Source organism: Candidatus Thiodictyon syntrophicum (assembly GCF_002813775.1).
In the GTDB taxonomy this organism is placed as follows: domain Bacteria; phylum Pseudomonadota; class Gammaproteobacteria; order Chromatiales; family Chromatiaceae; genus Thiodictyon; species Thiodictyon syntrophicum.
The window spans coordinates 2,887,992-2,914,971 of sequence record NZ_CP020370.1 but is presented as its reverse complement, the minus strand read 5'-3'; the positions used below and the strand labels follow the sequence as shown (position 1 = coordinate 2,914,971).

The window sequence follows — 26,980 nt, the reverse complement described above, 5'->3', positions numbered from 1 at the left end:
CCTACACCCGCCCGTGGCCGGAATCCTGATCAAGGCCCCTCCCGGCCCTGATCGTCGTTCCGGCCAACCAACGCGCAGGGTGCAGGGCTAAGCCGCCCCCAGCGCCGCGGCGAGTTGCCCCAGCGCCCGCTCGATCACCACCCGCGGGGCGCCCAGGTTGAGCCGCATGTGCCCGCTCCCGCCGGTGCCGAAGATGGTCCCGGGGCTCAGGCCCAGGCCGGCGCGTTCGATGAAGAAGGCGCGCAGGGCGGCGTCGGTCAGTCCCAGCCCGCGGCAGTCGAGCCACAGCAGATAGGTCCCCTGGGGCCGCACGGCCGTGATGCCGGGCAGGCGGCGGGCGATGAAGTCCAGGGCCAGGTCCCGGTTCACCACGAGATAGGGCATCAGGGCATCGAGCCAGGGGCCACCCTCGCGGTAAGCGGCCGTGAAGGCGGCGACGCTGAAGGGATTGCTCGCACTCACATGGAAGCTGTCGAAGACGCGCCTCAGGGCGCGGCGCTGCTCCGGGTCCGGGCAGATGATGGCGGAAAGCCCGAGCCCGGGAATGTTGAAGGTCTTGCTCGGGGCGAGCGCGGTGATGACGGCGGCGGGCTCGTCCGTGAGGGAGGCCAGGGGCCGGTGGACCTCGCCGGGGAAGCACAGGTCGTGGTGGATCTCATCGGACAGGACCACCAAGCGGTGCCGCCGGGCGATGGCCAGCACAGCACCGAGCTCATCCGCGCTCCAGACCCGGCCCACCGGGTTGTGCGGCGAGCACAGGATCAGCAGGCGCGCCTCGGCGGCGCACCGCTCCAGGTGCTCGAGGTCGAAGGTGTAGCCGCCCGCCTCGCACCGCAGCGGATTTTCGACCACCCGCCGGCCATTGGCGCGGATCACCGAGAAGAAGGGCGCATAGACCGGCGGCTGGATGATGACCCCCTCCCCCGGCTCGGTCAGGGCCAGCACGGTTGCGCTGAGCGAGGGCACCACCCCCGGGGCCATGAGCACCCAGTCGCGCTCAATGACCCAGCCGTGCCGGTCCCGCAGCCAGTCCGCCATGGCCGTGAACAGCGCGTCCGGGAAGAGCGTGTAGCCATAGACCGGGTGCGCCGCCCGCTCGGCGAGTGCTTGGGTGACCGCCGCCGGCGCGGCAAAGTCCATGTCCGCGACCCACAGCGGCAGCACCCCGGGGTCGCCGAACTGACCGGCGCGCCCGTCCCATTTGAGCGAGGCGGTGCCCTCGCGGTTGATCGGTTGGTCGAAATCAGGGGCCTGATGGCTCATAGCAAATCCTATAATTATTGACCTCGCAGGCCCGAAAATTGGCGCCGCTGTCACGCCCTTTCAGGGCTGAACGTACCGCTACCACGCACCCAGGGCGCTGCCCTCACTGCCAGTAAGTTAAGCCGCAACGGCTACTGGGAGCGCCGCACCCCAGTGCGGCGCGGCCTCTGCTCAAACCACACCGGCGGGGTTGTCTGCGAGATCGCGCCGCACTGGGGTGCGGCGCTCCCAGGTCGGGCCGGAGTGCAAGTGAGGCTTAACTTAACGGCAGTGAGGGCGCTGCCCTGGGCTGGTATGTCGGGCGCCTTCGGGGCTGCGGATGCCGCCGGTTGCGGGCGCCGGTGCCCGCATGGGACAAAGCGGTTGGACACGTAGGATGGGTAGAGCGCAGCGGAACCCATCACAGGCGACACCGCAGCGTAGCGGTATTGCGCTTTGCTCACCGCCGCTCCCACACCGTCACCTCGGAGAGACTGTGCTGGAACTTGCGCCGGGTTTCGCGGATCACGAACGGGATCTCCACCGGCCCTTCAATGAGTCGGAAATGGCTGCCCAGCACCGCCTTGAGCCCGTCGAGCGTCGTCACGTTCTCCCCGTCGCGCTTGAAGCCGCCCAGCCATTCCTCCCGCGGGGTGTGCTCCGTGAGCCAGGTGTAGGGGGAGGCGAGGACCAGCAGTCCGCCGGGATTGAGCCGCTCATGGACGCTGCCCAGGAACAGCGCCGGACTGTAAAGCCGATCGATCAGGTTGGCGGCCAGGATCAGGTCGAAGCCTACGAACTGGGGCTTGAGGTTGCAGGCGTCACCCTGGACGAAGGCGACCCGCTCGCGCACCCCCTCGAGCCCCAGGTCCTGGAGCCGGACCTCGCGCCAGGAGACCAGTTCGCCCTCCTCCACCAGGGTGTAGCGCAAGACCCCCTCCCCTGCCATCTGCACGCCCAGCCCGACGAACCGGGCCGAGAAGTCGATGCCGATCACGTCCGGGCAACGCCGCGCCAGTTCAAAGGACGAACGCCCGGCCGCGCAGCCCAGGTCGAGGGCGCGGCCCAGCGCCCGGTCACCGACACAGCGCAACGCCAGGTCCGCCACGGCCTTGGGGAAGTTGGGTACGCCGAAATACTCGGCGCCATAGTGGAATTCGGCGTACTCGGAGAGTTGCCGATCCGACTCGTAGTGCGAGGCGGGCGGCAGGCCGGGGGCCTCCCCGACCACATAGCGAAAGCCGGCGTGCTGGAAGAAGTGGCGACGGAAGGCATAACGGGCACTGCGCAGCGACTCGTTGCCGCAGGACACCCAGGACCCGCCCTTGAACAGGTTGTGGCGCCCGTCAAAGGTGGGAGTGGTGAAGTCGTCATAGAGCGGGTGGACGCGGAACCCGGCGAAGGGATAGATGGGGGTCTCGGTCCACTGCCACAGATTCCCGACCACATCGCAGAAGTCCCCGTGCCGAAAGCGATCGACCGGGCAGGAGGACGCCCAGTGGTCCAGGTGTCGATTGGCCGGTCCCGGCCCCTCGGTCGGCACCTCGGCCACCCCGGCCGCGTCATAGAGCCGATACCACTCGTCCTCGGTCGGCAGGCGCACCGCCGCGCCGGTCCGCGCCGACTGCCACTGACAGAAGGCCCGGGCCTCGTGATAGTTGACCTCGACCGGCCAGTTCCAGGGCATGGCCACCTCCTCCAGCATCAGGCGCAGGCGCCAGCCGGCCGGCTCCGGGACCCAGAAGCTCGGGTAGCGGGCCAGGCTGAACTGACGCCAGGCCAGGCCCTCCGCCGTCCACCAGCCGTCGTCCTCATAGCCGCCGGCTTCCACGAAGGCCAGGAACTCCCGATTGGAGACCAGCATCCGCGCCACCGCGAAGGCCGGGACCTCCGCCTCGTGGGTGCCGTACTCGTTGTCCCAACCGTACCAGGGGTCGCTCGCCTGGTCCTGGCCCAACTGCACGGTGCCGGCGGGAACCGGCAGCAGTTGGTTGGGCGGCGGCTCACCGGTTTCCCGGCAGGGGGCCCAGGCCGGGTCGGTGCGCACGAGGTCCAGGCGCTGCTGGCGGATCAGCACCGAGGACGTCTCCAGGTGGATCCGCTCGTGCTCGATGCCCATCAGGATCGGCCACCAGGGGCTGTCCCAGCCGATCGGCAGGGTGAGCGGCAGGCGCTCGATCAGCCCGCCGACCACGTGCCGCACCCGGTTGCGATAGTCGCGCACCGCCTGCACGGAGGGCCAGTCGTAGTTGGACTCGTCGAGATCGTCCCAGCCCATCTCGTCCACGCCGACCGCGAACATCGACTCGAACCGGGGCTCGATGCGCTGCTCCAGGAGTCCGGCCAGGACCAGCTTGTTGACGAAGAAGGTGGCAGTGTGGCCGAAATAAAAGATCAGCGGGTGCCGCAGCGCGATCGGCTTGCGGTAGTAGGCGTCCGCCGTCGCCAGGGTGTCGAAAAGCGACTCGTAGCGGTCGAAGGTGGCGATGAAATGGTCGTAAATCTCGAGGCGCTTGGCCTGCGGGTCGTCGCCGTCGAGCCTGGGGGTGCGGGTCAGCAGTGGTGTGGTCATGTCGGTTCCTTGGGAGTCGGGGCGTCCCGCCCCGACGGCTTCACCACCGGGGGCGGAACGCCCGCGCTCCTTTTCGTATGAGGCCTTCCGGAAATCGCCCGGGGACCCCGCCGCTCGCGGGATCGCCGGGGCGATGATCGACGCCGATCCGCCCATAATGCTGATTGAGGGCCTTCACCGCAACCGGGCGGCGGCGGTCTGGGGATCGCCGCGGGTCGGTCGGCTGGTGTCTGGAGACGCGGGCGCTGCCTCGCCCCTCGCATTTGGTGACTTAAGCCTCTGGCGGGGCCGGCGGCGGGGGCAGTTCGGGGTCACACGGGCCTCGCTCGTCGTTCCGGCCGGAAAGCCCGTAGGGTGCACCGCGCGCACCCGTGCCACCGCGATGCCGGTGCGTCTCAGCACAAGGTGCGCGCGGCGCACCCTACGCCGATCGCCGGTCGCGGCCGGAACGACGATCGAGGCCGGGGTTACGCGCCACATCCTGCTACCGTACTATACATTTGGTCGAGGTTTATGCCTTGGACACGGGCTTCGTGAGGGTACGCATCGGTTTACCCTACAGCTACCGCTACCGGACGTTCTCACGGACCGGGCGTCGTTGTCGTTGTCGTTGTCGTTGTCGTAATCGTGGTCGGATTATTCGATTACGACAACGACAACGACAACGTACCCGGGATCTCGGTCACCACATCAGTTCTCATCGCACCCCGGGCCCTCCCGGCGCAACAGGTCCACCCGATGCGGCTTGCTGAACCTGGCACCGGTCGGGGTCAAATGGCGCTCGAAGGCAGCGCGGATGACCGCGCGCCGCGCGGCATCCAGGTTGCGCTCGCTGTGGGTCACATCGACGAAGCGCGACTCGAAGCTCGGCCAATCCGGAAAGGTCCCCGCGGACGCGAAAAAGACCTCCGCCGCCAGGCCAAAGCGCCCCTGCCCCACCGCCCGCTGCAAGGCCGCGAAGGCCGCCTCACGGACCTCCTTCTCGTCCTGGATCAGGCGCATCACGTCATTGAAGGGACCCTGGTAGACCGGCTCCAAGCAGTAGAGCAGGCCGCCCGGCTTGAGCACCCGATGGATCTCGGCCAGCGCCCGGTCCATCAGTTCCGGCGGGACATGGTGGAGCGACTTGAACAGGAACACCAGATCATAGGCCCCGTCCGGGTCCGCGATGGCCTCGGCCCCGCCGAGGCGGAAGCTGACCGACGGCAGGTCCCCCAGCGCCAGGTTCTTCGCGTGCTGGACGCGGTCCACCTCGGTCGCCGTGACCGCCGCCGCCCCCAGCGGGTCCACCAGCAGGCGGGTCATCCAGGCCGCCCCGCAGCCCAACTCCAGGACCCTCCGGCCGCGCACCGCCACGAGTTCCCGGATGACCTCGAGTTCCTCCATGGCGCGGTACTCGCCCGCCGGATGGATACGCATCGCGCTCGCCTCAAGATCGCACCGCAGGTCGGTCATCACACAGGTCTCCACACGTTAGCCAGATAACAGAGTCAGGAACATGGGGGCAGCGCGGCCGGTCCGAAGCGAGACGTGCTGCGCCGACAACAACCCCGACGGCGACCCGGCAAGGTCCAGGCCGTATAATCGGGGGTCAGAGCGGCGCCAGCCTCAGCGCCCGTTTGCATTCATTCGCCGCACGACGTTCTTTGACCATCGCGATTTACCGACCCCCAAAGGCCCCCCATGCTCCGACGCTTCCTCCTGGTACTCCTGATCCTGGCCGCCGTGATCGGCGCCCTGGCCTTTGTCAAGTTTCGCCAGATCCAGGGCCAGATCGCCATGTTTTCGCAGCCCATGCCGGCCCCCGTGGTCGCGGTGGCGCCGGTGCGCGAGACCAGTTGGGAGCCGACCCTGGACGCGGTGGGCTCGGTCCAGGCGGTCCAGGGCGTGGAGGTCAGCAACCAGGTGGCCGGGCAGGTCCAGGAGATCCGCTTCGACTCCGGGGTGCGGGTCCGCCAGGGCGATATCCTGGTGCGCCTGGATGACGATGTCGACCAGGCGGACCTGGAGGGGCTCAAGGCGGCGGAGCGGCTCGCCGCCCTCAAGCTCGGACGCAACAGCTCGCTGCTGAAGGGCAAGGTGGTCTCCCAGGGCGATGTCGACGACACCACCGCCCAGATGGACCAGGCCCGCGCCCTGGTCAAGGCCAAGCAGGCGACCATCGACAAGAAGGTGATCCGCGCCCCCTTCGACGGCCAGCTCGGCATCCGCAAGGTCGACCTGGGCCAGTTCCTCAAGGAGGGCACCCCCATCGTCCTGTTGCAGGCCCTGGACCCGCTCTATGTCGACTATTCACTGCCGGAGCGCGAGATCGGCCGCATCCGGGTCGGCCAGCCGGTGCGGGTGCGGGTGGCCGCCTACCCGGACCAGGCCTTCCAGGGCAGCATCGCCGCCATCACCCCCGGGGTGGACAAGGGCACACGCAGCGTACAGGTGCGCGCCCGCTTCGCCAACCCGAAGCTGGAACTGCGCCCCGGTATGTTCGCCCGGGTCGAGACGCTGTTGCCGACGCAGGACCGGGTGCTGACCCTGCCGCGGGAGGTGATCACCTTCAACACCTACGGCGACTCGGTGTTCCTGGTCGAGACGAAGGACGGCAAGCCCAAGGCGCAGCGGCGCCAGATCGAGACCGGCCAGGTGCGCGGCGACGAGGTGACGGTGACGAGCGGGCTCAAGGCCGGGGATCTCGTGGTCTCCGCCGGGCAGGTGAAACTCAGCAACGACCAGGAGGTCCAGATCAAGGACGCCGCGGGCACGGCGCCGGCGCCGACACCGGCCGGGACCAAGCCGCAATGAAGTTCACCGACATCTTCGTCTACCGGCCGGTACTCGCGAGCGTCGTGAGCCTGCTGATCTTCATCCTGGGGGTGCGCGCCTTCATCGATCTGGAGGTCCGCCAGTACCCCAAGACCCAGAACACCGTGGTGACCATCACCACCGCCTATCCGGGGGCCAGCAGCGAGCTGGTCAAGGGCTTCATCACCACCCCGCTGCAACAGGCCATCGCCGAGGCCGACGGCATCGACTTCCTGTCCGCCACCAGCACCGCCGGGGTCTCGGTCATCGAGGCCAACATGCGCCTCAACTATGACCCCAAGGCGGCGATTGCCGAGATCCAGGCCAAGGTGGCGAGCCGCATCAACGTCCTGCCGGAGACCTCCCAGAACCCGGTCATCGACTCCACCACCGGTGACTCCACCGCGCTCATGTATCTGGCCCTCTACAGCCGCGAGATGGACCTGCCCCAGATCACCGACTATGCGCTGCGCGTGATCCAGCCCCAATTGCAGGCCCTGCAAGGGGTGGCCAAGGCGCAGTTGCTCGGCAACAAGACCTTCGCCATGCGCATCTGGCTCGACCCGGCGCGCATGGCCGCGCTCGGGGTGACCGGGGACGACGTGACCCGGGTCCTGCGCGCCAACAACTATCTCTCCGGCGTCGGCAAGCTCAAGGGCGACCTGGTCCAGATCGACCTGTCGGCCACCACGGACGTGAGCCGGGCCGAGGACTTCCGCCGCCTGGTGATCCGCTCCGAGGCCGACACCCTGGTGCGCCTGGACGACATCGCCCGGGTCGAACTGGGCGCCGCGGACTACGACTCCACTACCCTCTACAAGGGCAACCCGGCCATCTTCATCGCGGTGGAGCAGACCCCCGGCGCCAACCCGCTGGACGTGGCCAAGCGGGTGCGCGATCTGCTGCCCAAGCTTCAGGCCGATTTCCCACAGGGGCTCAAGGTCTTCGTCCCCTATGACGCCAGCGAGTTCATCGAGGCCTCGATCCGGGAGGTCTTCAAGACCCTGGCCGAGGCGGTGCTCGTGGTGCTGCTGGTGATCTTCCTGTCCCTGGGCTCACTGCGCGCCGCCCTGGTGCCCGCGGTGGGGGTGCCGCTGTCCATCGTCGGGGTCGGGTTCCTGATGCTGCTGATGGGCTTCTCCATCAACCTGCTCACCCTGCTCGCCATGGTGCTCGCCATCGGCCTGGTGGTCGACGACGCCATCGTGGTGGTGGAGAACGTCCACCGTCACCTGGAGATGGGCAAATCCAACGTCCAGGCGGCCGTGGACGCGGCGCGCGAACTGGCCCTGCCCATCATCGCCATGACCACCACCCTGGTCGCCGTCTATGCCCCCATCGGCTTCATGGGCGGGCTGGTCGGCACCCTGTTCACCGAATTCGCCTTTACGCTGGCCGGGGCCGTGCTGGTCTCCGGCGTGGTGGCGCTCACCCTCTCGCCCATGCTCTCCGCCTTGGTGCTGCGCCCCGGGGGCGAGCAGACCCGCTTTGAATTGCGTGTCGAGCACGTCTTCGAGTCCCTGGCCCGCGGCTACCGCGCCATGCTCCATGGTTGGCTGCGCTTCCCGTCGCTGACGCTGCTGGTCGCCCTGGTGGTCATCGGGGCCATCTATGCCATGTACAGCATGACGCAGAAGGAACTGGCCCCCACCGAGGACCAGAGCATCCTGTTCTTCATGGCCACCGCGCCCCAGACCGCGACCATCGACTACGATGTGCACTACATCAAGGAGATGTTTCCCATCTTCGAGTCCATCCCGGAACACACGGACTCGTTCATCGTCGCCGGCTTCGGCGGCGACCAGTCCAACACCTTCGGCGGCTTCAAGATCACACCGGCCACCGAGCGCGCCCGCGGCCAGGACGCCATTCTGCCGGAATTGCAGGGGAAGCTCGCGCAGATCACCGGCCTCAATACCGTGGTCTTTCCGCTGCCCAGCCTGCCGACCCCGGGCAACGGCATCCCGGTGGACTTCGTCATCGTCTCGGACCGCGACTATAAGGAATTGGACGGCCTGGTGGACAAGCTCCTGGGCGCCGCCATGGCCAGCGGCAAGTTCATGTTCCTGTCCAAGGACGTGAAGCTGGAGCGCCCGCGCAGCGTGCTGGAGGTGGACCGGGACCTGGCCGGCGCCATGGGCATCAGCATGGCCGAACTGGGCGCGAGCCTCGCCGGCATGTTGAATGAGGACTATGTGAACTGGTTCAGCCTGGAAGGGCGCAGCTACAAGGTCATCCCCCAGGTGGAACAGCGCTTCCGCAACGCCGCGGCCGACCTGAAGGACTACTACATACGCACCAGCGCCGGCGAACAGGTCCCATTGAGCACCCTGGTGAAGATCCGCAACGAGGTAGAACCCTCCAAGCGCACCCAATTCCAGCAATTGAACTCGATCACAGTCTCCGGTGTCCAGGCGCCCGGGGTGCCACTGGGCGAGGCCCTCGCCTATCTGGAGGAACAGGCCAAGGCCATCTTCCCGCAGGGCGTGCGCTTCGACTTCAAAGGTGAATCACGCCAGTTCAAGAGCGAGGGCACGGCCCTGGAGGTCACCTTCTTCCTCTCGATCCTGATCATCTATCTGGTGCTGGCGGCCCAATTCGAGTCCTGGCGCGACCCCTTCGTCATCCTGATGTCGGTCCCGCTGTCCATCGCCGGGGCTATGGCCTTCCTGTTCCTGGGCTTCGCTACTATCAATATCTATACGCAGGTGGGCCTCATCACCCTGATCGGCCTGGTGACCAAGAACGGCATCCTGATCGTCGAGTTCTCCAACCAATTGCGCGCGCGCGAGGGCCTGGACAAGCGCGAGGCGGTCGAGCGCGCCTCCACCATCCGCCTGCGGCCCATCCTCATGACCACGGTCTCCATGCTGGTCGCCATGGTGCCGCTCTTGATCGCCAGCGGCCCCGGGGCCGTCAGCCGCTTCGACATCGGACTCGTCATCGTCACGGGCTTGGGTATCGGCACCCTCTTCACCCTATTCGTGGTGCCGGCCTTCTATATGCTGCTCTCCCCCGCGGTGCATCGCGCACCCGGGCTGGCGACGGAACTGCCGCCGGCCGCCGAGCGGTGATCGGCCCAACGCCTTCAATAATCTGTGTTTCTTTGTGTCTTCGTGTCTTTGTGAGAGCAATTGCCGGATTGAGGTTCATCCACCTCGTCCATCGCGCGGACGAGGTCGGCGAGCGTGCTGACCGCCAGTTTCTCCATGACCTGATGGCGATGTCGCTTGACGGTACGCAGCGAGATCCCAAGCCCATCGCATACCGCCTGATTGCGCTGGCCCAGGGCCACCAGACGCGCAACCTCGCGCTCGCGCCTGGTGAGCGACGCAAAGCGCCGCGCCAGTTCGCCCTTGCGCGCCTGCTGCCGTTGCCGATCGGAACTGACCGCCAAAGCCCTCGCAACGGCGTCGAGCAAGACCTCCGCGTCGATGGGTTTGATCAGAAAATCGAGGGCCCCGGCGCGAAACGCGCTGGCCACTTCCGCGGCGCCGCTGACGCCGCTCATCAACAGCATGGGTGTATCCGTCAGCGCCGCGAGCGCGCGCTGAAGCTCCAGCCCGTTCAGCTCGGGCAACATGACATCGCAAAGAATGCAACAGGGACCAGGGAAGCAGGGACTGGGGTGGTCGAGCGTCTTCAACAGGGCGAGCGCGGAGCTGTAGGTCTCACAGGCATAGCCCTCAAGCTCGAGCAGGGCACGAAAGGCGGCGAGGATTTCGCAATCGTCGTCCACCACCAGGACGAGTCCACGGGAGCAGCGCTCGCCCCATCGCAGGTCCTCGGTGGTGACCGTACGGCGAACAGGTGGTACTGGTGGCATCGGTTCAGGTCGTTTGCGATGTGATGGATTGCAGCGGCAACTTGAGCTCGCAGAGCGCGCCCCCGGCCGTGTTGCTCAGGGTCAGTTCCCCGTGATGGTGCCTGGCGATCGTGCGTGAGATCGACAAGCCGAGACCCAGACCCTGCGCCTTGGTGGTATAGAACGGCTCCCCGGCCTTCTGAAGTGCCTCGGCCGACAGACCGGGGCCGCTATCCTGGACCTGCAGGCGGGCACCGTCGTCCTCCTCCCAAAGCCGGACCGCGATCTCGCGTTTCGCACTCAGGGCGGTGGCTTCGATTGCATTGCGCAATACATTGAGCACGAGTTGGGAGATCTGTATCGGGTCGCCCGCGACTCGGACCGGGCGCTGCGGCAAGGAACAGTCCAGACGACAGGCTTGCGCACGGGCCTGCGCGGCGACCAGTTCGACCACTTCCTGAATGACCGCAACGAGATCGACGGGCTGCCGGCGCATCTGCGACGGGCGAATGAGCCCGCGGATATGCTCCAGGATGCGAGCGGCACGCTGGGTGTTGTACACAACCTTGTCCAGCAACTCCAGCGCTTGCGTCAGCTCGATGCGTTTGCTGCCGAGCCCACGTCGCACAACCTGCGCGTTGGTCAGGATGGCGGTGAGCGGCTGATTGAGCTCGTGCGCCAGCGATGCCGATAAGAGGCCCAGGCTGCGCTGACGCTCGAGCTGGACGATCTGCTCGCTCAGTATCCGATTTTCCTCAGCGCGCGCCTGGGTGGCCGCGGCCACCACTTGGGCTCGGATCAGCCGTTCGAGCGCCAGACTGAGCCAGGCGATATTGCTGACGATGATGCCGACGAACGAGGTCAGGCCCAGCAGCAATGCGTCGTACCCCTGCTGGCCTAGCGGATTCGGATCGAAGCCGCCCAGAGTACCGTTCACGAGGCGAAAACCGTACGCGGCGGCCATGAGACCGAAGGCCCAGGCAATCCAGTACGCGCTGCGCTGCCCTCGCCGACGCCCCAGGCGACTTGCCCACCAGGCAATCCGGGCGTTCATGAGCGATAGAACGAGCAAGGCAAAGAGGGAATGCGCATAATGACCGAGACCATGGCCGACTCCATCGTCGCCCCCCTGGCGCAATAGCTCGTACACCGTCAGCGCAGCCAGCAGAAGAAGGGCCGGACGATGAACGGGCTCGGGGGCATTCAATTCCAGCCGGATGGCCTGGAGCTTCAGCGACAGCATCAGGACCGCCAGGGCGATCGGCACCGTGAAACCCAGCACCTCGGGCACCAACCCGCGCAGGGCGATCAGCAGGGACGCCGCCGCGGCGGCGAGACTGCCGCCGCACCAGTGATGCAGCGCCGCATTCCGCTGGCTCCACAGGGCCGCCCACAGCGCCAACCCGATCACCAGACTGAGGATGCTCGCGAAGAGAAAGCCCGTGCGGGCATGGAAGATCATCGGGCGATCGGAGCCCCATCGGGTTGCAGTCGTGAGCGAGTCGGCCGGGGAGAACGGGATGCTAGATCGCTCGCGCGGGCAACGCAACGCCGACGGGGCCGACTCCAGGACTCCGTCGCGTTCCCGCGTAGCCCTTTGAGCCCGGTAAGCTGGCCATGCATGGCGTTGCGTAGAGCAACTTCGAGGCCCTGCAGGGGTCCGTAGAAGGCCGCCTCCGGCTCGCCCTGCACCTCCACATGCACCAGCACCCAAGCGGGGCTGCCGTCCCGGCGCGCGACCGCGACCAGCTTGTCGGCTTAGCGCCGGCCGGTCTCGGCAGCGCGGGACCGAGCCTACTGGGGGCATCGGCCTGAGGCACTTGCCCCACGAACGCAGACGCATTAGCCTGCCCAGTCATGGACGAGCTTGGCACCCCCCACGACCGCTACTTCCGCGAGAGCTTCGGACGGCTGGATATCGCCCGTGATTTCCTGCTCCACAACCTCCCCGCGGCGCTGCTGGCCGAGGTCGACCTCGCTACTGGTGCTCTACCATGGCGAGCGCCAGTGGCGGGTGCCGGCCAGCTTCCACGATCTCGTCGAGCCGTTGCCGGAGGCTCTGGTCCCCTACGTCCCCCAGTTTCGCTATGCCCTGCACGACATCTCCGCGCGGACCAACGCCGAGATCAAGGGCGAGGTGTTGACCCGACTGGTGCAACTGGCGATGCGCCACATCTACAGCAAAGAACCCGTCGAGCCGCTGCGGGAGCTTCTGGCATTGATCCGGCAGATCGGCGACCAGACCCAGGCGACTGAAATCCTGTCCACCCTTCTGCGTTACTATGTTCAGGCGAACATCCGTCTGGACGAAGAGCTGGTCCGGACGCTGTTGAGTGAGACCCCGGTCGGAGACACCACCATGCAAACTTTTCTTGATCGTTACATTGAACAGGGCGTCGAGCGGGGCAAGCAGCAGGGCGGAGCCGCTGTGCTGCTACGCCAGGTCGAGCGCAAGTTCGGCCCGCCGAGCGAGTCGGTGCGTGAGCGGATCGCCGGCGCGGACCCCGAAACCCTGCTCGCCTGGTCCGAGCGCATCCTCACCGCGGACGACGTGGAGGCGGTGCTGCACTGAGCGCCATCCGCGGGGCCGCGGTCAGGTCCTGCAATCATGTTTCGTAAACTGTCCGCCGAGCTCTCGAAGAGAGCTACCATTGTCGCAAGCCGGACGCCACCATGAGTGAAGTATTCACAAGTGCCAGATTCGGCAAGCGGGTCTGGCTAACCGACCATGCGCTCGCGGCCATGAAGAAGCGGGGCGTCACACTCGCGGAGGTTGAAGTGCTGATCGAGCAGGGCGCTTACCTTGGCAATGGCAAAGATGACGGCTGGCTGTTTCGCCGCTTCGATGGCCGCGCAGACAACCTGGTCTGCGCCGCGGTCACGAATCGGCAGGCAATCGTCGTCAAGACCATCATGATCAACTGGCGGGAGCGGGAGGAGGCATGAAGATCGTCTATTACGAGAACGACGACATCCTGTTCATCGAGTTCACGACGGGCGAGATCGTACGTGATGAATCGGTGAGCTGGAACGTCAATATCGGCTATACGGCCGAAGGGATCGGAGAAATGACGATTCTGGATGCCCGCAAGCTCGGCATCTATCCGGTGCAGGTCGAGCAGGTCGTCGCGGATGCGGCTTGACCATGTAAAGTCGATTGGCTCTTTTGCCCGCTTGTCAAGCTCCGCTTGGTAATCGGTCGCAATCCCTTGCTTTCAGAGGCCCGTTAACCTTTAATTGAGCCTGATCCCTTATCTCCATGCAAACTTTTCTTGATCGTTACATCGAACAGGGCGTCGAGCGGGGCAAGCAGCAGGGTGGAGCCGCAGTGCTGCTACGCCTGGTCGAGCGCAAGTTCGGCCCGCCGAGCGAGTCGGTGCGTGAGCGGATCGCCAGCGCGGACCCCGAAATCCTACTCGCCTGGTCTGAGCGCATCCTCACCGCGGACGACGTGGAGGCGGTGCTGCACTGAGCGCCATCCGCGGGGCCGCGGTCAGATCCTGCAATCATGCATTCTTGCATCCTGTCCCCGATGCTTGATTGCAGGACCTGGCTCCGGTCCACTGGACCCCGCGGTCCACTGCGGCAGCGGTACACAAGGTAGCGCACGGCGGGAGGCGCTGAGCGTACAGGTGCACCGCCCGGCAAGCAGGGGGGCTGAGCGTTCAGGCTGGGAGAGATCGGCGCTATTGCGTAAACTGTCCCCGGAACTCCCGGAGCGATCGGCGCCCCGTTTTTATAAGTTTTACGGTTCCCCTACCCGAGTTCGCCACCCAGACGTTCGCGCCGTCGAAGGCGACGGCGGACGGACCCAACCCCGTCGTATAGGTGCCCAAAACGGCGCCGTCGCTAGCCCTAAGCTTCGTGATCGTGTCACCCGACCAGTTCGCGACCCAGACATTCGCCCCGTCGAAGGCGATGGCCTGTGGGTTCCGACCTACAAAAACGGTGCTCGGCATGCCGACTTTATACCACCGCAACATGCCGATCTTTAAGGGGTCGTACCCCAGTCCCGCCGGACCTTGCAGTCCGGTGGCGCCCGTCGCCCCGGTATCGCCCTTGGGGCCTTGCAATCCGGTCGCGCCGGCCGCACCGGTATCGCCCTTGGGGCCCTGGAGTCCGGTCGCGCCCGCCGCGCCGGTATCGCCCTGGGGGCCCGCGGGCCCCGCCGGTCCCGCCAGGGCGATGTCGAGATAGGCCGGGTGGCTCGTCTGGGTATTTTCCTTGGCGTCGATAAGGAGGGAGGCCTCGGGGCTATTCTGGTCGGACGAGAGCGCGAGCCCGAAATTGCCCTCGGGGGTCTCGACCCAACTGCGCACCTGAGCGGTGACATCGAGGCGCAGGTACCGGCCCGCGGGGGCGACGGCGAGTTCGCTGGAGGCGATCGGGTGTCCCTCGGCGGGAGCATTGCTGTAGGTCACCCCGGTCTCACTCCAGGCATCGGCGAGGGCACGCGCCTCCAGCCCGCCGGGTGCCAGCAGGGTGCTGACCCAAACATAGAGGGTCGCCTTGGCGACCTCGAAGGAGGCGAACCCCGCCGGCAGCGCGGAGAGGTCGAAGCGCAGTAAGGCGCGGGCGGCGGGGTTGATCTTGAGGCTGGTGCCATTGGCCGCGCCCCCGTAGTTGGTGTTGGGGGCGGTCGCGAGGACATAAGCGTCGGCCGCCACGGGGGCGTTGACTGCGCCCGCCGCGACCGGGAACAGGACCGCCAAAAGGGCGGCACGGAGTGCGTGGCATCCGACCTTCATCATGGACTCCCGATCTGTGGTGTGTGTCTAGGCTGGGAATGGGAAGGCCGGCGCTCGTGAGGCCCGGCGTCGGCGCACGAGGAGCGGCAGGCCGGCGAGCCAGCCCATGGCGAGGGCCAGGGTGGCGGGCTCAGGCACGGTGAGCGGGTAGGGGCTGACCGTGCCGATCAGAGCCCCGCCCGCGACCGCGATGCTCAGGCCCCAGGCGCCGGAGCCCTGCACGCAGTCCAGCGGACCCGGCGCGTAAAAGGCCCCGGCCCGATCCTCCGAACAAAAGCCGGTCGCGGCCAGGCCGGTGAAATTGCCGAGCCCGTCATGGTCGAAGATCGCCGACGTCGGCAGCCCGCCCGGCAGGTCCACCCCGCCGGAGTTGTTGGGGTACTCAGACAGGGCGAGGTAATAGACCCCGGTCGGATCGGGCACCGTGAAGCTGAGGTCGATATCCAGTTGCACATCGCCCGGGGCGCCGCCATTGCCGCCGATGGCGGCATCCAGGGCCGTGCCGCTCGCATTCCAGAGGTAGACGGCCGGCCAGAATCCGTTCGACGACCAGCCCGTAGTATCGACGAGGACGTGCCCGGGGTTGTACAGCGTGAAGGTGAAAAAACGGACGCTGTCGTCGGCGGCGAGGTTGCCGCTGAAGACGTAGGCGGCGGAGGCCGGGCCGCATAGGACCGGCAGCAGCGCAATGAGCGCGTAACGGCGCGGCGAAGGTCTCATAAGATCGTTCTCCGTTCGCATCTATTATGATCCCGATAACTTATGAAAGATTACGGGGTAAGCCTGAAATGTCGCTGGTGTACTCAGAGGCTACGCTGTTCTGTCTATCCGCATTATCTCAGCTCTCCATCAACTCTCGGAGATCCCGCACCGGCGAGCGGAAACCCTGTTCTATCATCCGGTTCAGCCAACGATTGGCCTGATCTGCGTCCGCCAGGCCGCGCTCGACGCAGGCGACCAGGCAGCCCAGGGAACCGGAGATGGGGATGCCGTGCCGTCGCGCCGCCTTGCGTGCTGCGCGATCGTCGGTCAGAAAGATCAAGCCCCGATGACCGTGGTATTGACGATGACGCTCACGGCAGGGTCCGGCTGGCCGCGCGCAATACCTCCGCCTCGTCGCGGGCTTCATCGGTGTCATCCGGCCCCAGACGCGGGGCAACACCCTTTTCCAGCAAGACATCTTTCATCTGCGCCCAACTGATCCCCGCCAACTCCGCAACCTTGGCAAGCGAGATATCGCCCGCGCCATACTTGTGTACGGCCAGGTCGATCCGCAATTCCGGCCGCGCCCGCACCAGGTGGCGCAGCGCGTCCTGTATCAGCGTCGGCTCATCCGGATAGAGCCGGGCATCGACGAATTCTTTGGTGGACAACATTTCAGCCGTCGCTCCCGATAATTTTCTCAATGCTGCCGGCCGATAGGACGCGCCCGGACCAGCGCAGGAGGGTATCCGCATCGGCCTGGTCGATCCGGGCCCCGACCGCCTCCGAAACGGTCCCGAACTTGAGCCGCAGCAGGGTCAGCAGGACCCTGGCCTCGCCCTTGCGCACGCCGATGTGCTCGCCCTGCGCGAGCCCCTGCTCCAGCCCTTGCTGGAGGAAGCGTTCCGAGAAAGTGCCCATGGTTGCTGCCTCTTGCGGGTACTCGCGTTGGTATCTGGCCCGCTCATTGTCGTCCAGGTCCGCGTAGATGTCTATAAAATCGAGATATTTCAGTTTCTTTTCGAGGTCTGGCTCAAGCTCGACCGGGCCCCGGACGGCCGCGGCGTAGACCGCGAGCTTGCGGTCGGGCACGTAGCGCATGCTCGGCAGGTTGAGCCGGGCGCCGTTCCTGCCCCTCCACGCAACCTACTTTGACGGGACCCTGGGGCCGACCCGGCGGTGGGCCGGCCCGCCGGCGCTCGACCCGGCGCGGGCGCGGGTCGCCGCCGACCAACCCAGGAGCCCCGCGCCGAGCAACCAGGCCACCGACGGCAGGGGTACGGCCGGGCCGTCGGCGACCACGTAATCCATGTAGAAGCCGGAATCCGGTTGGGATTCGAGCAGGGTGAAGCTCAGCCTGAGATCGAGTACGCCGTCGGCGGAGACGCGATCGGACCAGGAGCCGAGGTCGAGCACGCGATCGTTGAAGAACCAGAGGGCCGCGGCCAGGTCGGTAAAGGTCCGTTGGAATACCGTGGCCCCCTCCTCGACGATGGCGAAGTCGAAACCCCCGAGCACCGTCCCGAGACCCACTGGGTCGAGCAGCCCGATCAAGAGGTGCTGGGGCGGATTGGCGATCTGGGTCGTGTCGAAGCTCAGGGTGCTTTCCCCTTGGTAGGTCTGCGCCGAGCCGCTCGGGGTCCCGGTGGCGTAGGCCCCGCCGAGGACCCCGTAGGCGAGGATGTCCGACGCGGCAGGCAGGGCGAGCGTGACCGTGGGATTGGCGAGCAGGCGCCCGGAGACCGCGGTGGGCGCGCCGGTCGCGTAGGCGACCGCCTGGCTCCCGGACACAGCGTCGGGACTCGGCAGGGGCCCGCCCACGGCGCTGCTGGCCATGGCCTTGACCTGGCCGTCCACCGGGGCCGAGGCGGTGCCGGCGATGCTGAGCGCCAGGCCGCTGTCCTGTGCCGAACTGGCCGATGCACTGGCGGTTCCGCCGTTCCCGCTGCCCTGCGCCGTGGCGATGGCCGAGCCGGCAGTGCCGCCATGCCCGGTTCCCCCTTGGGCAGTTGCACTTACCGAGACGGTGCCTGGTGCGGCGCCGGTCGCGACGCCGGTCGCGGCGGCAACCGCGTCCCCGCCCCGCGCGCCGAGGCCGCCGTTGTTGCCGGAGCCGCCGGCCCCGCCCGCCGCGGCGGCCGAGACGGCGACTGGCCCGTCGCCGGTTCCCTGCGCCTGCGCTTGGGCCCCGCCGCCGACGCCGCCGCTGCCCGTGGTCCCGTCGGGGGCGAGTGCGCTGCCCCCGTCGCCCCCGGTGGCGCTGGCATCGGCCGCGACCGGCTGGGTCCCCGCGCCGCCGGCGATTGCAGTCGAGTCCGCGGACCCGCCGGCGCCGCCGCTGCCGGTGCCGCCCGCGGCATCGCCGCCCCGCCCGCCGATGGCCGTATCGTTCGCCAGGACCTGGCTGTCCCCCGTGGCACCGGCATCGGCGCCGCTGCGCGCGGTCCCGCCCGCCCCGCCGAGGCTGGTGGCCCCGGTTCCGAAATTGACCTGGCCGCCGTTGCCGCCCGTCGCGTACCCGTAGGCGGTGGCGGTCTGGGCGTCGCCGGTCGTATCCGCGGCGGCCGTGTCGACCGCGGCCCCGCCGACACCGCCGCTCGCCCCGCCGAAGCCGGAGCCGCCATCGCCGCCCAGGGCGCCGTCCGACCACAGGCCGGTGCCGGCCTGGGCGCTGCCCGCGTCGTTGGTTGCGTCGGCGCTCGCCGTGGCCGCCCCGCCGGCAGACGCGGTACCGCTCGCCGAGGTGCGGTCCCCGCCCAGGCCGCCCCGCGCGGCCGAGATCAGGGTCAGGGATTGGGCACTGGTGCTGCGCCCCAGGCTGCTTGCCGCGGTGCCGGCGGTCCCGCTGATCCCGTCCGCGACGCCCCCGCCGGCACCGCCGAAGGCGAATTGACTGAGCAAGAGTTCGCCGCCGGTCGCGCCGGTCACCGCGTCGGACAGGGTGACCGAGGCACCGCTGCCCGCCGCGCCAAGCCCGCTGGCCGAGCCGCCGGCCCCGCCCTGAGCGCTCCCGTATACCCCGACTGAGCCCCCGCCGGTGGATGATCCACCGATCAGCCCCGGGTCGAGCCTGGCCTCGCCCCCGTTACCCCCGGCGGCGGCGTATCCGGCCCCGCCGGCGCCGCCGGTGACGCTCAGGTCGACCCAGACGGACCCGGTGGCGGTGGCGGCGGTCGCCGATCCGACCCCGGTTTGGAGACCCGCGGCACCGCCCGTGCCCCCGGAGTCCCCGTTCCCGCCCTGACCGCCGAGCGCGCCGGCCGCCACGGAGGCGTTGCCGGTGTCGCTCGCGGTCGCGGCGACCGTGCCCAGGCTGGCGGCGCCGGCCGTGCCGCCGCGCGCACCGCTGCCGCTGGCCAATCCGCCGTCGCCGCCGGTCGCGTGGGCCGCGACGGCGACGGTCCCCGCGCCGGAGCCGGTGGCGCCCGCCGTCGCGGCACCGCCGCTGCCGCCGTCCCCGTCGGTCGCGCCGAGCCCGCCGGGTCCGCCGGACCCGCCGGTCGCTTGGGCCTGTGCGTCGGCCGTCCCCGACTCGGCGGCGACGGAACCGGATGCCGCGGCGTTACCCCCGGCCCCGCCGACCCCGCCGACACCCGGGGTCCCGCTCCCGGCCGGAGAGCCCCCGTCGCCCCCGGTGCCGCCAATGCCCCCGGTCGCTTGCGCCACGGCGGTCCCATCGCCCGCGCCCAGGGTCGTGGCTGCCGCGGCCGTGGCGTCGCCGCCAAGACCGCCGACACCGCCGGCCCCGCCATCAGCGTCGGCGCTCAGGCCGCCCCCCCCGTCGCCGCCCAAGCCCCCGTCGCCACCAAGGGCGGTGGCGCCGTTGGTCGGATCGGCGCCGACGGCGCTGGCGGAGGCAACGCCGCCCGAGCCACCCGGACCCCCGGTGCTGCCCGGATCGCCGGCGGTCCCTGGCGTACCGGGCGTGCCGGGGTCCCCGAACTGGTTATCGGTGACAGCGAAGAGCGGGGGCGTACTCGCCAGGCCCAGGGCCAGGACGGCGGCCAGGAAGGCGGAAAAGCGTGGTGTCGACATGATCGGTGGCCTCAAGCGGTGCGTGCGCGGGCCGCGGGTACCTGCCAGGGCGGTCCCGCGGCCAAGGGTCCTCCCAGGCGGGGGCGCCGCCTGGCGGCGGGGTCAATAGCCGTCAACGGCGTAGTGGCACCCATCGGTCCCGCACGGATTGATCTCCGTGCTGGTGTCGATCTGGGCATAAGGGTCCCCGACCGGCGTGCCGGTCGCTGGGTCGGTGCACCAATACTTAGGCGTCAGGAAGCCGCTGCCGTCCAAACCCGTCCCCGGGGGCGCCTGGTAGTTCGCACTGTACCCAAACGGATCGGCGACGCCCTTTTGCTCGACGATGCGATCCTTCGAGACCGTGATCACCATCCGATCGAAGGACCAGGTGAGGCGCGCGGCGTCCGCGGCGCCCGCCGGCCGCTGGTTGCCCCGATAGACCTTGCAATGGGCCTTGACGCTGGCCAGCGCGCTCTCGACCGTGTCGTCGGCCACCGGGAAATGGGTGGCGACGGTCAGGCGCGGGCGCGGCGAGATCTGGCTCAGCAGGTAACCGAAGGCCCCCTGGGGGGTATGGGAGCTGTTTTGCACCGTCACCATCGACTTGACCCCTGGGCTGTTTTCATCCGGGAGACTGGGCAGGTTGTTCGACTTCATGGCCCAAATCTGTGGCGCCGGGACCATCTCGTGGATGAAGACATCGACGCCCCGCCCGGGGGCATTGGGGTCGTTCGGCGGCCGATTGATGGCCTGATTGAGGCAGTTCTGCTCGGGCTTGGTGTCCCCGCTGAAGATCATGGTGAGCCCGCCCCATTCCAGCTTGTAGCCGATGGACCCCTTGCGGGTATGGATCACCGGGAAGAAGCTGATCGTCACCCCGGTGTCGGGGTTATGGTAGGCCACCTGGTCGCCGCTCTGCCCTTGGTCCCAGTCCAGTTCCATGGGAATGATGGAATAACCATCGTTGGTCGGCTCCCCGCCCACTGGCTGCACGGGCTGGGGCAGGGTCCAGTTCGTCGGCGCCGTGTATGCCGTGTACGCCGTCGTCTCAAAGCTCATACTCTCCGAATGCCAGCGGCAGAGCTCGCGCAGGTGCTGGCAGAAGTCATTGGTGCCGTCCTCGTAATACTGGGTGCTGCTCTTATCCGGATAATCGGGGTTGGGCACCCCCGAGCGGCCCGGCCCCCACACCCAGAGCGGCGACTTGCGGTCGGCGGGGGGGCCGAAGCAATAGATGTGAACCAGGTCGCTCATGTGGTCGGCGTGCAGATGGGTCAGAAAAATCTTGTCCATCCGTCCGGGCCCGATATTCATGGCACCATAGTTGGCGGCGACCCCGGACCCGCAGTCGAAGACGAACTGGTCCAAGGGCTGGCCCCGGGTGCTGTCCCAGCCCACCTCCACGAAGATGCTCATCATCCGCTGGCCGAGGGTCCGGGGCGGGAGCGAGGAGCCCAGGAAGGTGATGCGCATCTCGGTCGCGCCGAGCGGAACGATGCCCGACCCCTGGCCCGTATTGACCGCGGTGGCGGCGCGAAAGGGGTAGAAGGGCGGGAGGCTGTCGAAATACGAGTAACGCTGTGCCTTGGCCTTGTCGGCGAAGCTGGCGCGCGGACCCGGGGGGCAGCAATCCGTGGGGTCCGCACGGCACTGGCTATCCGCTTGCACCGAGTCCGGGACGAGCTCGCCCAGGGTGCCCAGGGCGAGCCCCCCCAGTGCGAGGCCGGAGACCTTGAGCGCCTCGCGCCTGGTGAACCCCCCGGGCTCTTCGGTCGTCTTGGTGTCGGAATCGCTATCGTTCATGGTCGTGCCCCCTGGGCTGCGCGTCGGGTCGGGCCGGCCAAGGCCCTGTCGTTTGGTCAGGTACCCCAGGAACCGCCGCGTGGCGGCCCTGGCGTCTCCGGCCCTGGCGACCCTAGCGTAGCGAAAGTTTCGCCGGCGTCTATGACCCCAAAGGGCCAAAAGGCCCGGGCGGGCGGACCCCGGGGCCGACGCGCCGTGACGGCTCGCGGGCCTTGGTCATCATTCCGGCCACCGGGCATCGTAGGGTGGATAAGCGCGGCGCAGTCCACCAGCGGCGGCGCGGGATTCGGTGGACTGCGCTAGCGCTTGTCCACCCTAGGGCCGGAACCATGATCAAGGCCGGCGCGAGCGCGACGGCCGAAACGGGGTCTCAGGGCGTCTCCCCCATCGCTTCCAACTGGGCATTCAGGCTCGCCAATTCCTCCCGGGCGCGCACCGACTCGGTCACGTCATATTGAATGCCGAGGTAGTAGAGCAGGCGCCCCTGGCGGTCAAAGAGCGGACGGATGGTGAAGCGGTTGTAGAACATGCTCCCATCCTTGCGGTAATTGCGCAGGGTGACGGTCACCGACTGGTGGTCGCGCACCCCGACTCGGATGCGCTCGAGCTCCGGCTGATTCACGTCGTCGCCATGCAGGAAGCGGCAGTTCTTCCCCAGCATCTCCTGCCGGTCATAGCCGGTGATCAACTCGAAGGCCGCATTGGCGTAGACCAGCGGGTTGTCCGGCTGGTTGGGGTCCGACAGGGTGATACCGTTGACACAGGTATCGAGGATCTGGGAGATGACATAGGGAATCTCGCCGACCTCGTTCTCGAACAGGAAGTCCATGACTGTCTCCGAATAAGTTTGATGACACCGCAGGGATCGCGCCGCACCGGCACCCGCGCCGGCCCCGTGGCCGCCGACGCCGGTCGCGCTGAGGTGGGCGGCGCTGAGACTAGCACCGCCGGGGCAGGCCGGAAAGCCCGCGGCCGACCGCGGTCCGCGCCGCCGCGCACCGGGAACCCGGCTTGTTCTCGGCCCCGGCCGCACCGAGATCCCCGGCACCCCGGCGGGCCCGCCTTGCCCTCTGCGCCCGGGAGGCCGCGCGCAGCCGGCCACCGACGCCCCCCTCCTCCTTAAACCTAAGAAAGAGCAGTTCTCTCACAGAGACACAAAGATCACAAAGATCTTCAAAGCGACATGTCGGTCGAAGAGGCACCCGGGCGGCGATCGGCCCAACGCCTTCAATGGTCTGTTTTTCTTTGTGTTCTTTGTGTCTTTGTGAGAGCAATTGCCGGATTTAGGTTAAATTACCCACAGAGCCAAACCACCATGTCTGAACACAAGATCATCGCAATCCTGGGTGCCACCGGCGCCCAAGGCGGCGGCCTGGTCCGGGCCATCCTCGACGATCCGCACGGCGGCTTCACCCCCCGCGCCATCACCCGCGACCCGGACACCCCGCGGGCCAAGGCCCTCGCCGCCATGGGGGCGGAGGTGGTCGGCGCCGACCTGGACGACTCCGCAAGCATGGAACTGGCGCTCGCGGGCGCCCACGGCGCCTATTTCGTCACCTTTTTCTGGGAGCACTTTTCCCCGGAGCGGGAAAAGGCCCAGGTACGCGCCCTGGCCCAGGCCGCCAAGGGCGCCGGACTCAACCACGTCATCTGGTCCACCCTGGAAGACACCCGCCGCTGGGTTCCGCTTGACGATGACCGGATGCCGACCTTGATGGGCGAATACAAGGTCCCCCACTTCGATGCCAAGGGCGAATCCAACGCCTGTTTCACGGAGCTTGGCGTCCCGACCACCTTCCTCCTCACCTCCTTCTATTGGGACAACCTGATCCACTTCGGCATGGGCCCCAAGCCGGGCCCCGACGGCCGCCTCGCCTTCACCCTACCCATGGGCGACAAAAAACTCCCCGGCATTGCCGCCGAGGACATCGGCCGCTGCGCCTACGGCATCTTCCAGGGCGGCGCCCAGTACATCGGCAAGACGCTCGGCATCTGCGGCGAGCAGCTCACCGGCGCCCAGATGGCCGCGGAATTGGGTCAGGCCCTGGGCCAGGAGGTAGTCTATGACGCCGTCACCCCGGCCCAATTCCGCGGCTTCGGCTTCCCGGGCGCCGAGGATCTCGGCAACATGTTCCAGTTCAAGGCCGATTTCGAGACCGACTTCTGCGCCGCCCGCGACCCGGTCCTGTCCCGCGCCCTGAACCCGCGGCTGCAGGACTTTCGCACCTGGCTTGCGCGCAACAAGGATCGGATTCCAGCCGCCTAGGCTGACACCTCTACCGTGAAAGTCAGGTCGGAACCTGGTGGGAGCGGCTTCAGCCGCGACGCGCCCACGTAGGGGCGGGTTTCAAACCCGCCCTTGCTATTCCTTGATGACGTCCAGCACGAAGGGGTTCTCCGGCCCGACCGGCTCCACCGCCACGCCATAGGCATCGCGGAAAGCCCGACCCGAGACCCTTCGCGCGGACCATTTGACCTCGAAGGCGCGCAGGCCGCTGGCCTGTTTCACCACAAGGTCGACCTCCGACTGCGCCCGCGTACGCCAGAAGAACAGCTCCCCCGGTGAGCCGAGCAGGGCATTGCGCTTGGCGACCTCGGCGATGAACCAACTCTCCCACAAGGCGTCGATATCGGGCCGAAATTCGTCGGTCGAAAAGGCATTGAGCAGGGCGTTACGGATACCGGTATCCCAGAAGAACACCTTCCGGCTCTTGGCGATCTCTTTACGGGGATTGGTGCTGAAGGACGGCAGCCGGAAGATGACAAAGGTCTGCTCCAACAGTTCCAGATAGCGGTCCACGGTCGCCCGGGCCATCTGCAGTTGGGTCGCCAACTCGCTCACTGAGACCTCGGCGCCGACCTGGTGGGCCAACAACAGCAGCAGCCGCGTGATCAGGTCCGGCGTCTTGACCAGGCCGGTCTGCAGTACGTCCTTCCACAGATAATCGGAACTCAGGTCGCGCAGCAGTTGCGCCGGACGGTCGCTCGTCACGACCTCGGGATAGCTGCCGAAGGCCAGCCGCTGCATCAGGAAGGCCCGCAATTGCGGCGCGAAATGCGCACACAGATGGTCCGGTGCAGCATCGCCACCGGCCCACACCTGGGTCGCCAGGGTCTCCGAGAACAACAGCGGCGGCAGCACCAGCTTGCGGTTGCGCCCGGTCAGGCTCTCCGCCGCCTGATCGAGCAGGTTGAGCGAGGAGGAGCCGAGCAGGAGGAGTTTCGCGGGCAGCCGCGCGTCGTGCCAGCCCTTGATGATCCGCGCCGCCTCCGGCAGGCGTTGAGCCTCGTCGATCGCCAGGACCGCGGGATTGCCCAGGGAGCGCAGGCCGTCGGCGGGCGCCAAGGCGGCGGCGGCGCGGAACCGCGCCTTGTCGACCTCGATATCGAGGTTGAGGAAGACCGCGCCCTGACCCGGCCCCTGGTCGGCCAGCACATGCTCCACCAGGGTCGTCTTGCCGACCTGGCGCGCACCCAGGATGATGCCGACCTTGTCGCCGGCCAGGATGGCCTGAAGCGCGTTCTCTGCGTGCCTTCTGATATACATACATTGCAGAATACACGATGATTCTGCATTTATCAAGTTACTGACTCTAACTCTAGGCGATGGGGCACTTAGGAGGTTGGCTTACCTAAGGAAAAGAGTAATCTTCACTGGACTTTCGACAGTTTTCGGGCGGGGCGGCGGGGACCTTACCGGGTCTTGCCCAGTCCTGAGCCGCGACTTCCGGCCTGACTGATGCGACTAACCTTGAAGGAAACCGAGTTTGCAAATCATCGGCGAGAAACGCCTCGTCGGCTGTCGGCGCCATCGGCCTGTTGCCTTGCCTTGCGGAGCTGACCGCCACGGCCATCTCTGGTGCGTTCGCGCGCGCCGCCGTGCTATGCTGGCTGGCACCTGGAATCCCCTGGCATTCGGCTGCCTGCTTTTCGTGGTGTTGGTCGCGCAGCCCCCTTCCGCTCTGGCCCTGACCGATTCCGAGGTCACCCGCTCCCTGGAGGCGCTGGGCGAATACGAGGCCGCCTGGCCCCTGACGCTTACCGAGGCACAGCGGGCCAACGATTACCAGACCTGGCGTGCGCTGTATCAGAACCGCGGTTACCGTGCCTTCGATACCGACCACCGCGCCTATCGGGGTGCCTGGGAGCAGGCCCGCTCGCGCAACGCCGAGCCCGTTTACCGGGACTTCATGACCCTGGACCCGGCCTCGCCGCAGAACGCCGTGGCCGTGCGCGCCGTCTTCCTGTTGCGCCGCGAGCTCGACACCATTGAGGGCTACCGCGACTTCATGGCCGATTTCCCGGGCAGCGTCGAGTCGGTCGAGGCCCTGCTGCGCATCCATGAGATCGCCTTCGCACGCGCCCGTGCGCCCGACGATCCCGCCGTTTACGACGCCTATGTCCGCGCCTTCCCGGCGGCCCGTCAGGTCCCGGAGGCAGTGGAGCTCGCCTTCCAGGCCGAGCGGCTCGCCTGCGAGCAGGATCTGCACACCGGTCCGGGCGGGCTGCCCCTGCCCTTCGTCACCGACGACAAGCGCGACCGCACCGCCCGGCGCCTGTTCAACGACGCCCGCCGCGCCGAGAAGACTGGCGACACCCTGGTCGCCGCCCGCAAGCAGCGCCTGCTCGCCCTGGACCTGTTCCGCGACACCCCGGCCTATACCGAGCAACTCGACCGCGCCGAACGCCTCGACTGGCAGGTCGCCCAGCAGGCCCATCAGCAACGGGTCGAGGCCGCGTTCGGCACCCTCGCCACTGCGGTGATCGGTGCCATCGAGGCCCAGACCCGCCACCTGGAGGTCGGGGTGCAGGCCCAGACCCAACGGCTGGAGTCGGCCATCGCCGACCACAACCGCGTGCTGGACGAGCGCCTGCAATCGGTCAGCGGCGCACTCGACTCCGGGTTGCGCGAGGCCGGCGCGCGGATCGCCCAGGTCCAGCAGGCAAGCGACCAACGCCTCGCCGAAGTCTACGGCAACCTCAATGCCGGGCTGGCCCGCATCGGCAGCGCGGTCGGCGATCAGACCCAGGCCATCGACCGCGCCGCCGCCGACGCCCGCTGGGAAAACGAGCGCCTGTTCAGCAAGGCCCAGGAACAAGCGAGCCGACAGGGCTACCTGGCGCGGCGCTGCAACGAGGAACTGACCCGCAAAGGTCGCTACGGCTTCTTCAGCCCGTGCAAATAGGTATTCGCTATCGGGCCATTCTCCGCCCCCGTGGGAGCGGCGTCCCGCCGCGATTAACCCGCTCGCGAGGCGAGCGGACCGCCCGGTCCGTGCCCTGCCGAGTCTGCCG

At 67.7% G+C, this 26,980-nt stretch carries 22 protein-coding genes and 1 pseudogene; 9 read left to right on the top strand and 14 right to left on the bottom strand.

The features are described 5' to 3' along the window. Positions 1 to 87 precede the first annotated feature (87 nt). From THSYN_RS12300 to THSYN_RS12290, 3 genes are all read right to left on the bottom strand, one after another. Positions 88 to 1,263, bottom strand: coding sequence for a MalY/PatB family protein (locus tag THSYN_RS12300; protein ID WP_100919408.1), 1,176 nt, complete (start codon positions 1,261 to 1,263; stop codon positions 88 to 90). A gap of 439 nt (positions 1,264 to 1,702) precedes the next feature. Continuing rightward, a complete protein-coding gene (gene ovoA / locus THSYN_RS12295; protein WP_100919407.1) occupies positions 1,703 to 3,814 on the bottom strand; it encodes a 5-histidylcysteine sulfoxide synthase in 2,112 nt (703 codons plus the stop codon). Between the two features lie 690 nt (positions 3,815 to 4,504). After that, complete coding sequence (locus tag THSYN_RS12290; protein WP_418219919.1) at positions 4,505 to 5,269, bottom strand: class I SAM-dependent methyltransferase; 765 nt, start codon at positions 5,267 to 5,269, stop codon at positions 4,505 to 4,507. Between the two features lie 228 nt (positions 5,270 to 5,497). Here THSYN_RS12290 and THSYN_RS12285 point away from each other — a divergent pair, with 228 nt between their 5' ends. Both THSYN_RS12285 and THSYN_RS12280 read left to right on the top strand, forming a co-directional pair. Continuing rightward, positions 5,498 to 6,610 carry an efflux RND transporter periplasmic adaptor subunit gene (locus THSYN_RS12285; protein ID WP_100919406.1) on the top strand — a complete coding sequence of 371 codons (1,113 nt, stop codon included), beginning with the start codon at positions 5,498 to 5,500 and terminating at the stop codon, positions 6,608 to 6,610. After that, positions 6,607 to 9,684, top strand: coding sequence for an efflux RND transporter permease subunit (locus tag THSYN_RS12280; protein ID WP_100919405.1), 3,078 nt, complete (start codon positions 6,607 to 6,609; stop codon positions 9,682 to 9,684). The genes THSYN_RS12285 and THSYN_RS12280 overlap by 4 nt, the downstream gene beginning before the upstream one ends. Positions 9,685 to 9,698: 14 nt before the next feature. Here the strand turns inward: THSYN_RS12280 and THSYN_RS12275 are convergent, their stop codons facing one another. Together THSYN_RS12275 and THSYN_RS12270 are read right to left on the bottom strand one after the other, a co-directional pair. Continuing rightward, positions 9,699 to 10,352: a response regulator transcription factor gene (locus THSYN_RS12275; RefSeq protein WP_172965269.1), complete on the bottom strand. Its 654-nt coding sequence runs from the start codon at positions 10,350 to 10,352 to the stop codon at positions 9,699 to 9,701. Positions 10,353 to 10,440: 88 nt separating this feature from the next. Next, complete coding sequence (locus THSYN_RS12270; protein ID WP_100919403.1) at positions 10,441 to 11,877, bottom strand: sensor histidine kinase; 1,437 nt, start codon at positions 11,875 to 11,877, stop codon at positions 10,441 to 10,443. A 395-nt stretch (positions 11,878 to 12,272) separates the two neighbouring features. Between THSYN_RS12270 and THSYN_RS37265 the strand changes: the two are divergent. The 5 genes and pseudogenes from THSYN_RS37265 to THSYN_RS12245 form a co-directional block, all read left to right on the top strand. Further along, positions 12,273 to 12,347 (top strand): annotated as a pseudogene (locus tag THSYN_RS37265) (hypothetical protein); the annotation flags it as partial. Next, positions 12,340 to 12,987 (top strand): Rpn family recombination-promoting nuclease/putative transposase, encoded by a 648-nt coding sequence (locus THSYN_RS12260; RefSeq protein ID WP_216644739.1) that lies wholly within the window; start codon positions 12,340 to 12,342, stop codon positions 12,985 to 12,987. The pseudogene THSYN_RS37265 and the gene THSYN_RS12260, both read left to right, overlap by 8 nt. Before the next feature lie 101 nt (positions 12,988 to 13,088). Then, on the top strand, positions 13,089 to 13,361 hold the full coding sequence (locus tag THSYN_RS12255; RefSeq protein ID WP_100919400.1) for a DUF4258 domain-containing protein: 273 nt from the start codon (positions 13,089 to 13,091) through the stop codon (positions 13,359 to 13,361). After that, on the top strand, positions 13,358 to 13,558 hold the full coding sequence (locus tag THSYN_RS12250) for a DUF2283 domain-containing protein (protein WP_100919399.1): 201 nt from the start codon (positions 13,358 to 13,360) through the stop codon (positions 13,556 to 13,558). Before THSYN_RS12255 ends, THSYN_RS12250 begins: the two co-directional genes overlap by 4 nt. Before the next feature lie 116 nt (positions 13,559 to 13,674). Continuing rightward, complete coding sequence (locus THSYN_RS12245; protein WP_100919398.1) at positions 13,675 to 13,887, top strand: DUF4351 domain-containing protein; 213 nt, start codon at positions 13,675 to 13,677, stop codon at positions 13,885 to 13,887. Positions 13,888 to 14,101: 214 nt separating this feature from the next. Here the strand turns inward: THSYN_RS12245 and THSYN_RS36830 are convergent, their stop codons facing one another. From THSYN_RS36830 to THSYN_RS12195, 8 genes are all read right to left on the bottom strand, one after another. Beyond that, positions 14,102 to 15,166 (bottom strand): DNRLRE domain-containing protein, encoded by a 1,065-nt coding sequence (locus tag THSYN_RS36830; RefSeq protein ID WP_100919397.1) that lies wholly within the window; start codon positions 15,164 to 15,166, stop codon positions 14,102 to 14,104. 24 nt (positions 15,167 to 15,190) lie between these two features. Next, positions 15,191 to 15,883 (bottom strand): DVUA0089 family protein, encoded by a 693-nt coding sequence (locus tag THSYN_RS12235; protein WP_100919396.1) that lies wholly within the window; start codon positions 15,881 to 15,883, stop codon positions 15,191 to 15,193. Positions 15,884 to 16,001: 118 nt separating this feature from the next. Continuing rightward, the gene (locus THSYN_RS33760) at positions 16,002 to 16,205 is read right to left on the bottom strand and encodes a PIN domain-containing protein (RefSeq protein ID WP_157817622.1); all 204 of its coding nucleotides are present in this window, start codon (positions 16,203 to 16,205) and stop codon (positions 16,002 to 16,004) included. Positions 16,206 to 16,236: 31 nt separating this feature from the next. Continuing rightward, positions 16,237 to 16,539, bottom strand: coding sequence for a UPF0175 family protein (locus THSYN_RS12225; protein WP_157817621.1), 303 nt, complete (start codon positions 16,537 to 16,539; stop codon positions 16,237 to 16,239). 1 nt (position 16,540) lies between these two features. Beyond that, positions 16,541 to 16,966, bottom strand: coding sequence for an RpnC/YadD family protein (locus THSYN_RS12220; protein WP_100919393.1), 426 nt, complete (start codon positions 16,964 to 16,966; stop codon positions 16,541 to 16,543). A gap of 45 nt (positions 16,967 to 17,011) precedes the next feature. Then, the gene (locus THSYN_RS33755; protein WP_157817620.1) at positions 17,012 to 19,900 is read right to left on the bottom strand and encodes a hypothetical protein; all 2,889 of its coding nucleotides are present in this window, start codon (positions 19,898 to 19,900) and stop codon (positions 17,012 to 17,014) included. Between the two features lie 102 nt (positions 19,901 to 20,002). Continuing rightward, complete coding sequence (locus THSYN_RS12205; protein WP_157817619.1) at positions 20,003 to 21,685, bottom strand: MBL fold metallo-hydrolase; 1,683 nt, start codon at positions 21,683 to 21,685, stop codon at positions 20,003 to 20,005. A 370-nt stretch (positions 21,686 to 22,055) separates the two neighbouring features. Next, positions 22,056 to 22,514, bottom strand: coding sequence for a PAS domain-containing protein (locus tag THSYN_RS12195; RefSeq protein ID WP_100919392.1), 459 nt, complete (start codon positions 22,512 to 22,514; stop codon positions 22,056 to 22,058). A gap of 486 nt (positions 22,515 to 23,000) precedes the next feature. Here THSYN_RS12195 and THSYN_RS12190 point away from each other — a divergent pair, with 486 nt between their 5' ends. Further along, entirely contained in the window at positions 23,001 to 23,951 is a 951-nt protein-coding gene (locus THSYN_RS12190; RefSeq protein ID WP_100919391.1) for an NmrA/HSCARG family protein, read from the top strand. A gap of 96 nt (positions 23,952 to 24,047) precedes the next feature. Here the strand turns inward: THSYN_RS12190 and THSYN_RS12185 are convergent, their stop codons facing one another. Further along, entirely contained in the window at positions 24,048 to 25,232 is a 1,185-nt protein-coding gene (locus THSYN_RS12185; protein ID WP_100919390.1) for an ATP-binding protein, read from the bottom strand. A gap of 337 nt (positions 25,233 to 25,569) precedes the next feature. On the opposite strand from THSYN_RS12185, the gene THSYN_RS12180 reads away from it, so the two are divergent. After that, entirely contained in the window at positions 25,570 to 26,871 is a 1,302-nt protein-coding gene (locus THSYN_RS12180) for a hypothetical protein (protein ID WP_100919389.1), read from the top strand. The last annotated feature ends 109 nt before the right edge of the window (positions 26,872 to 26,980 follow it).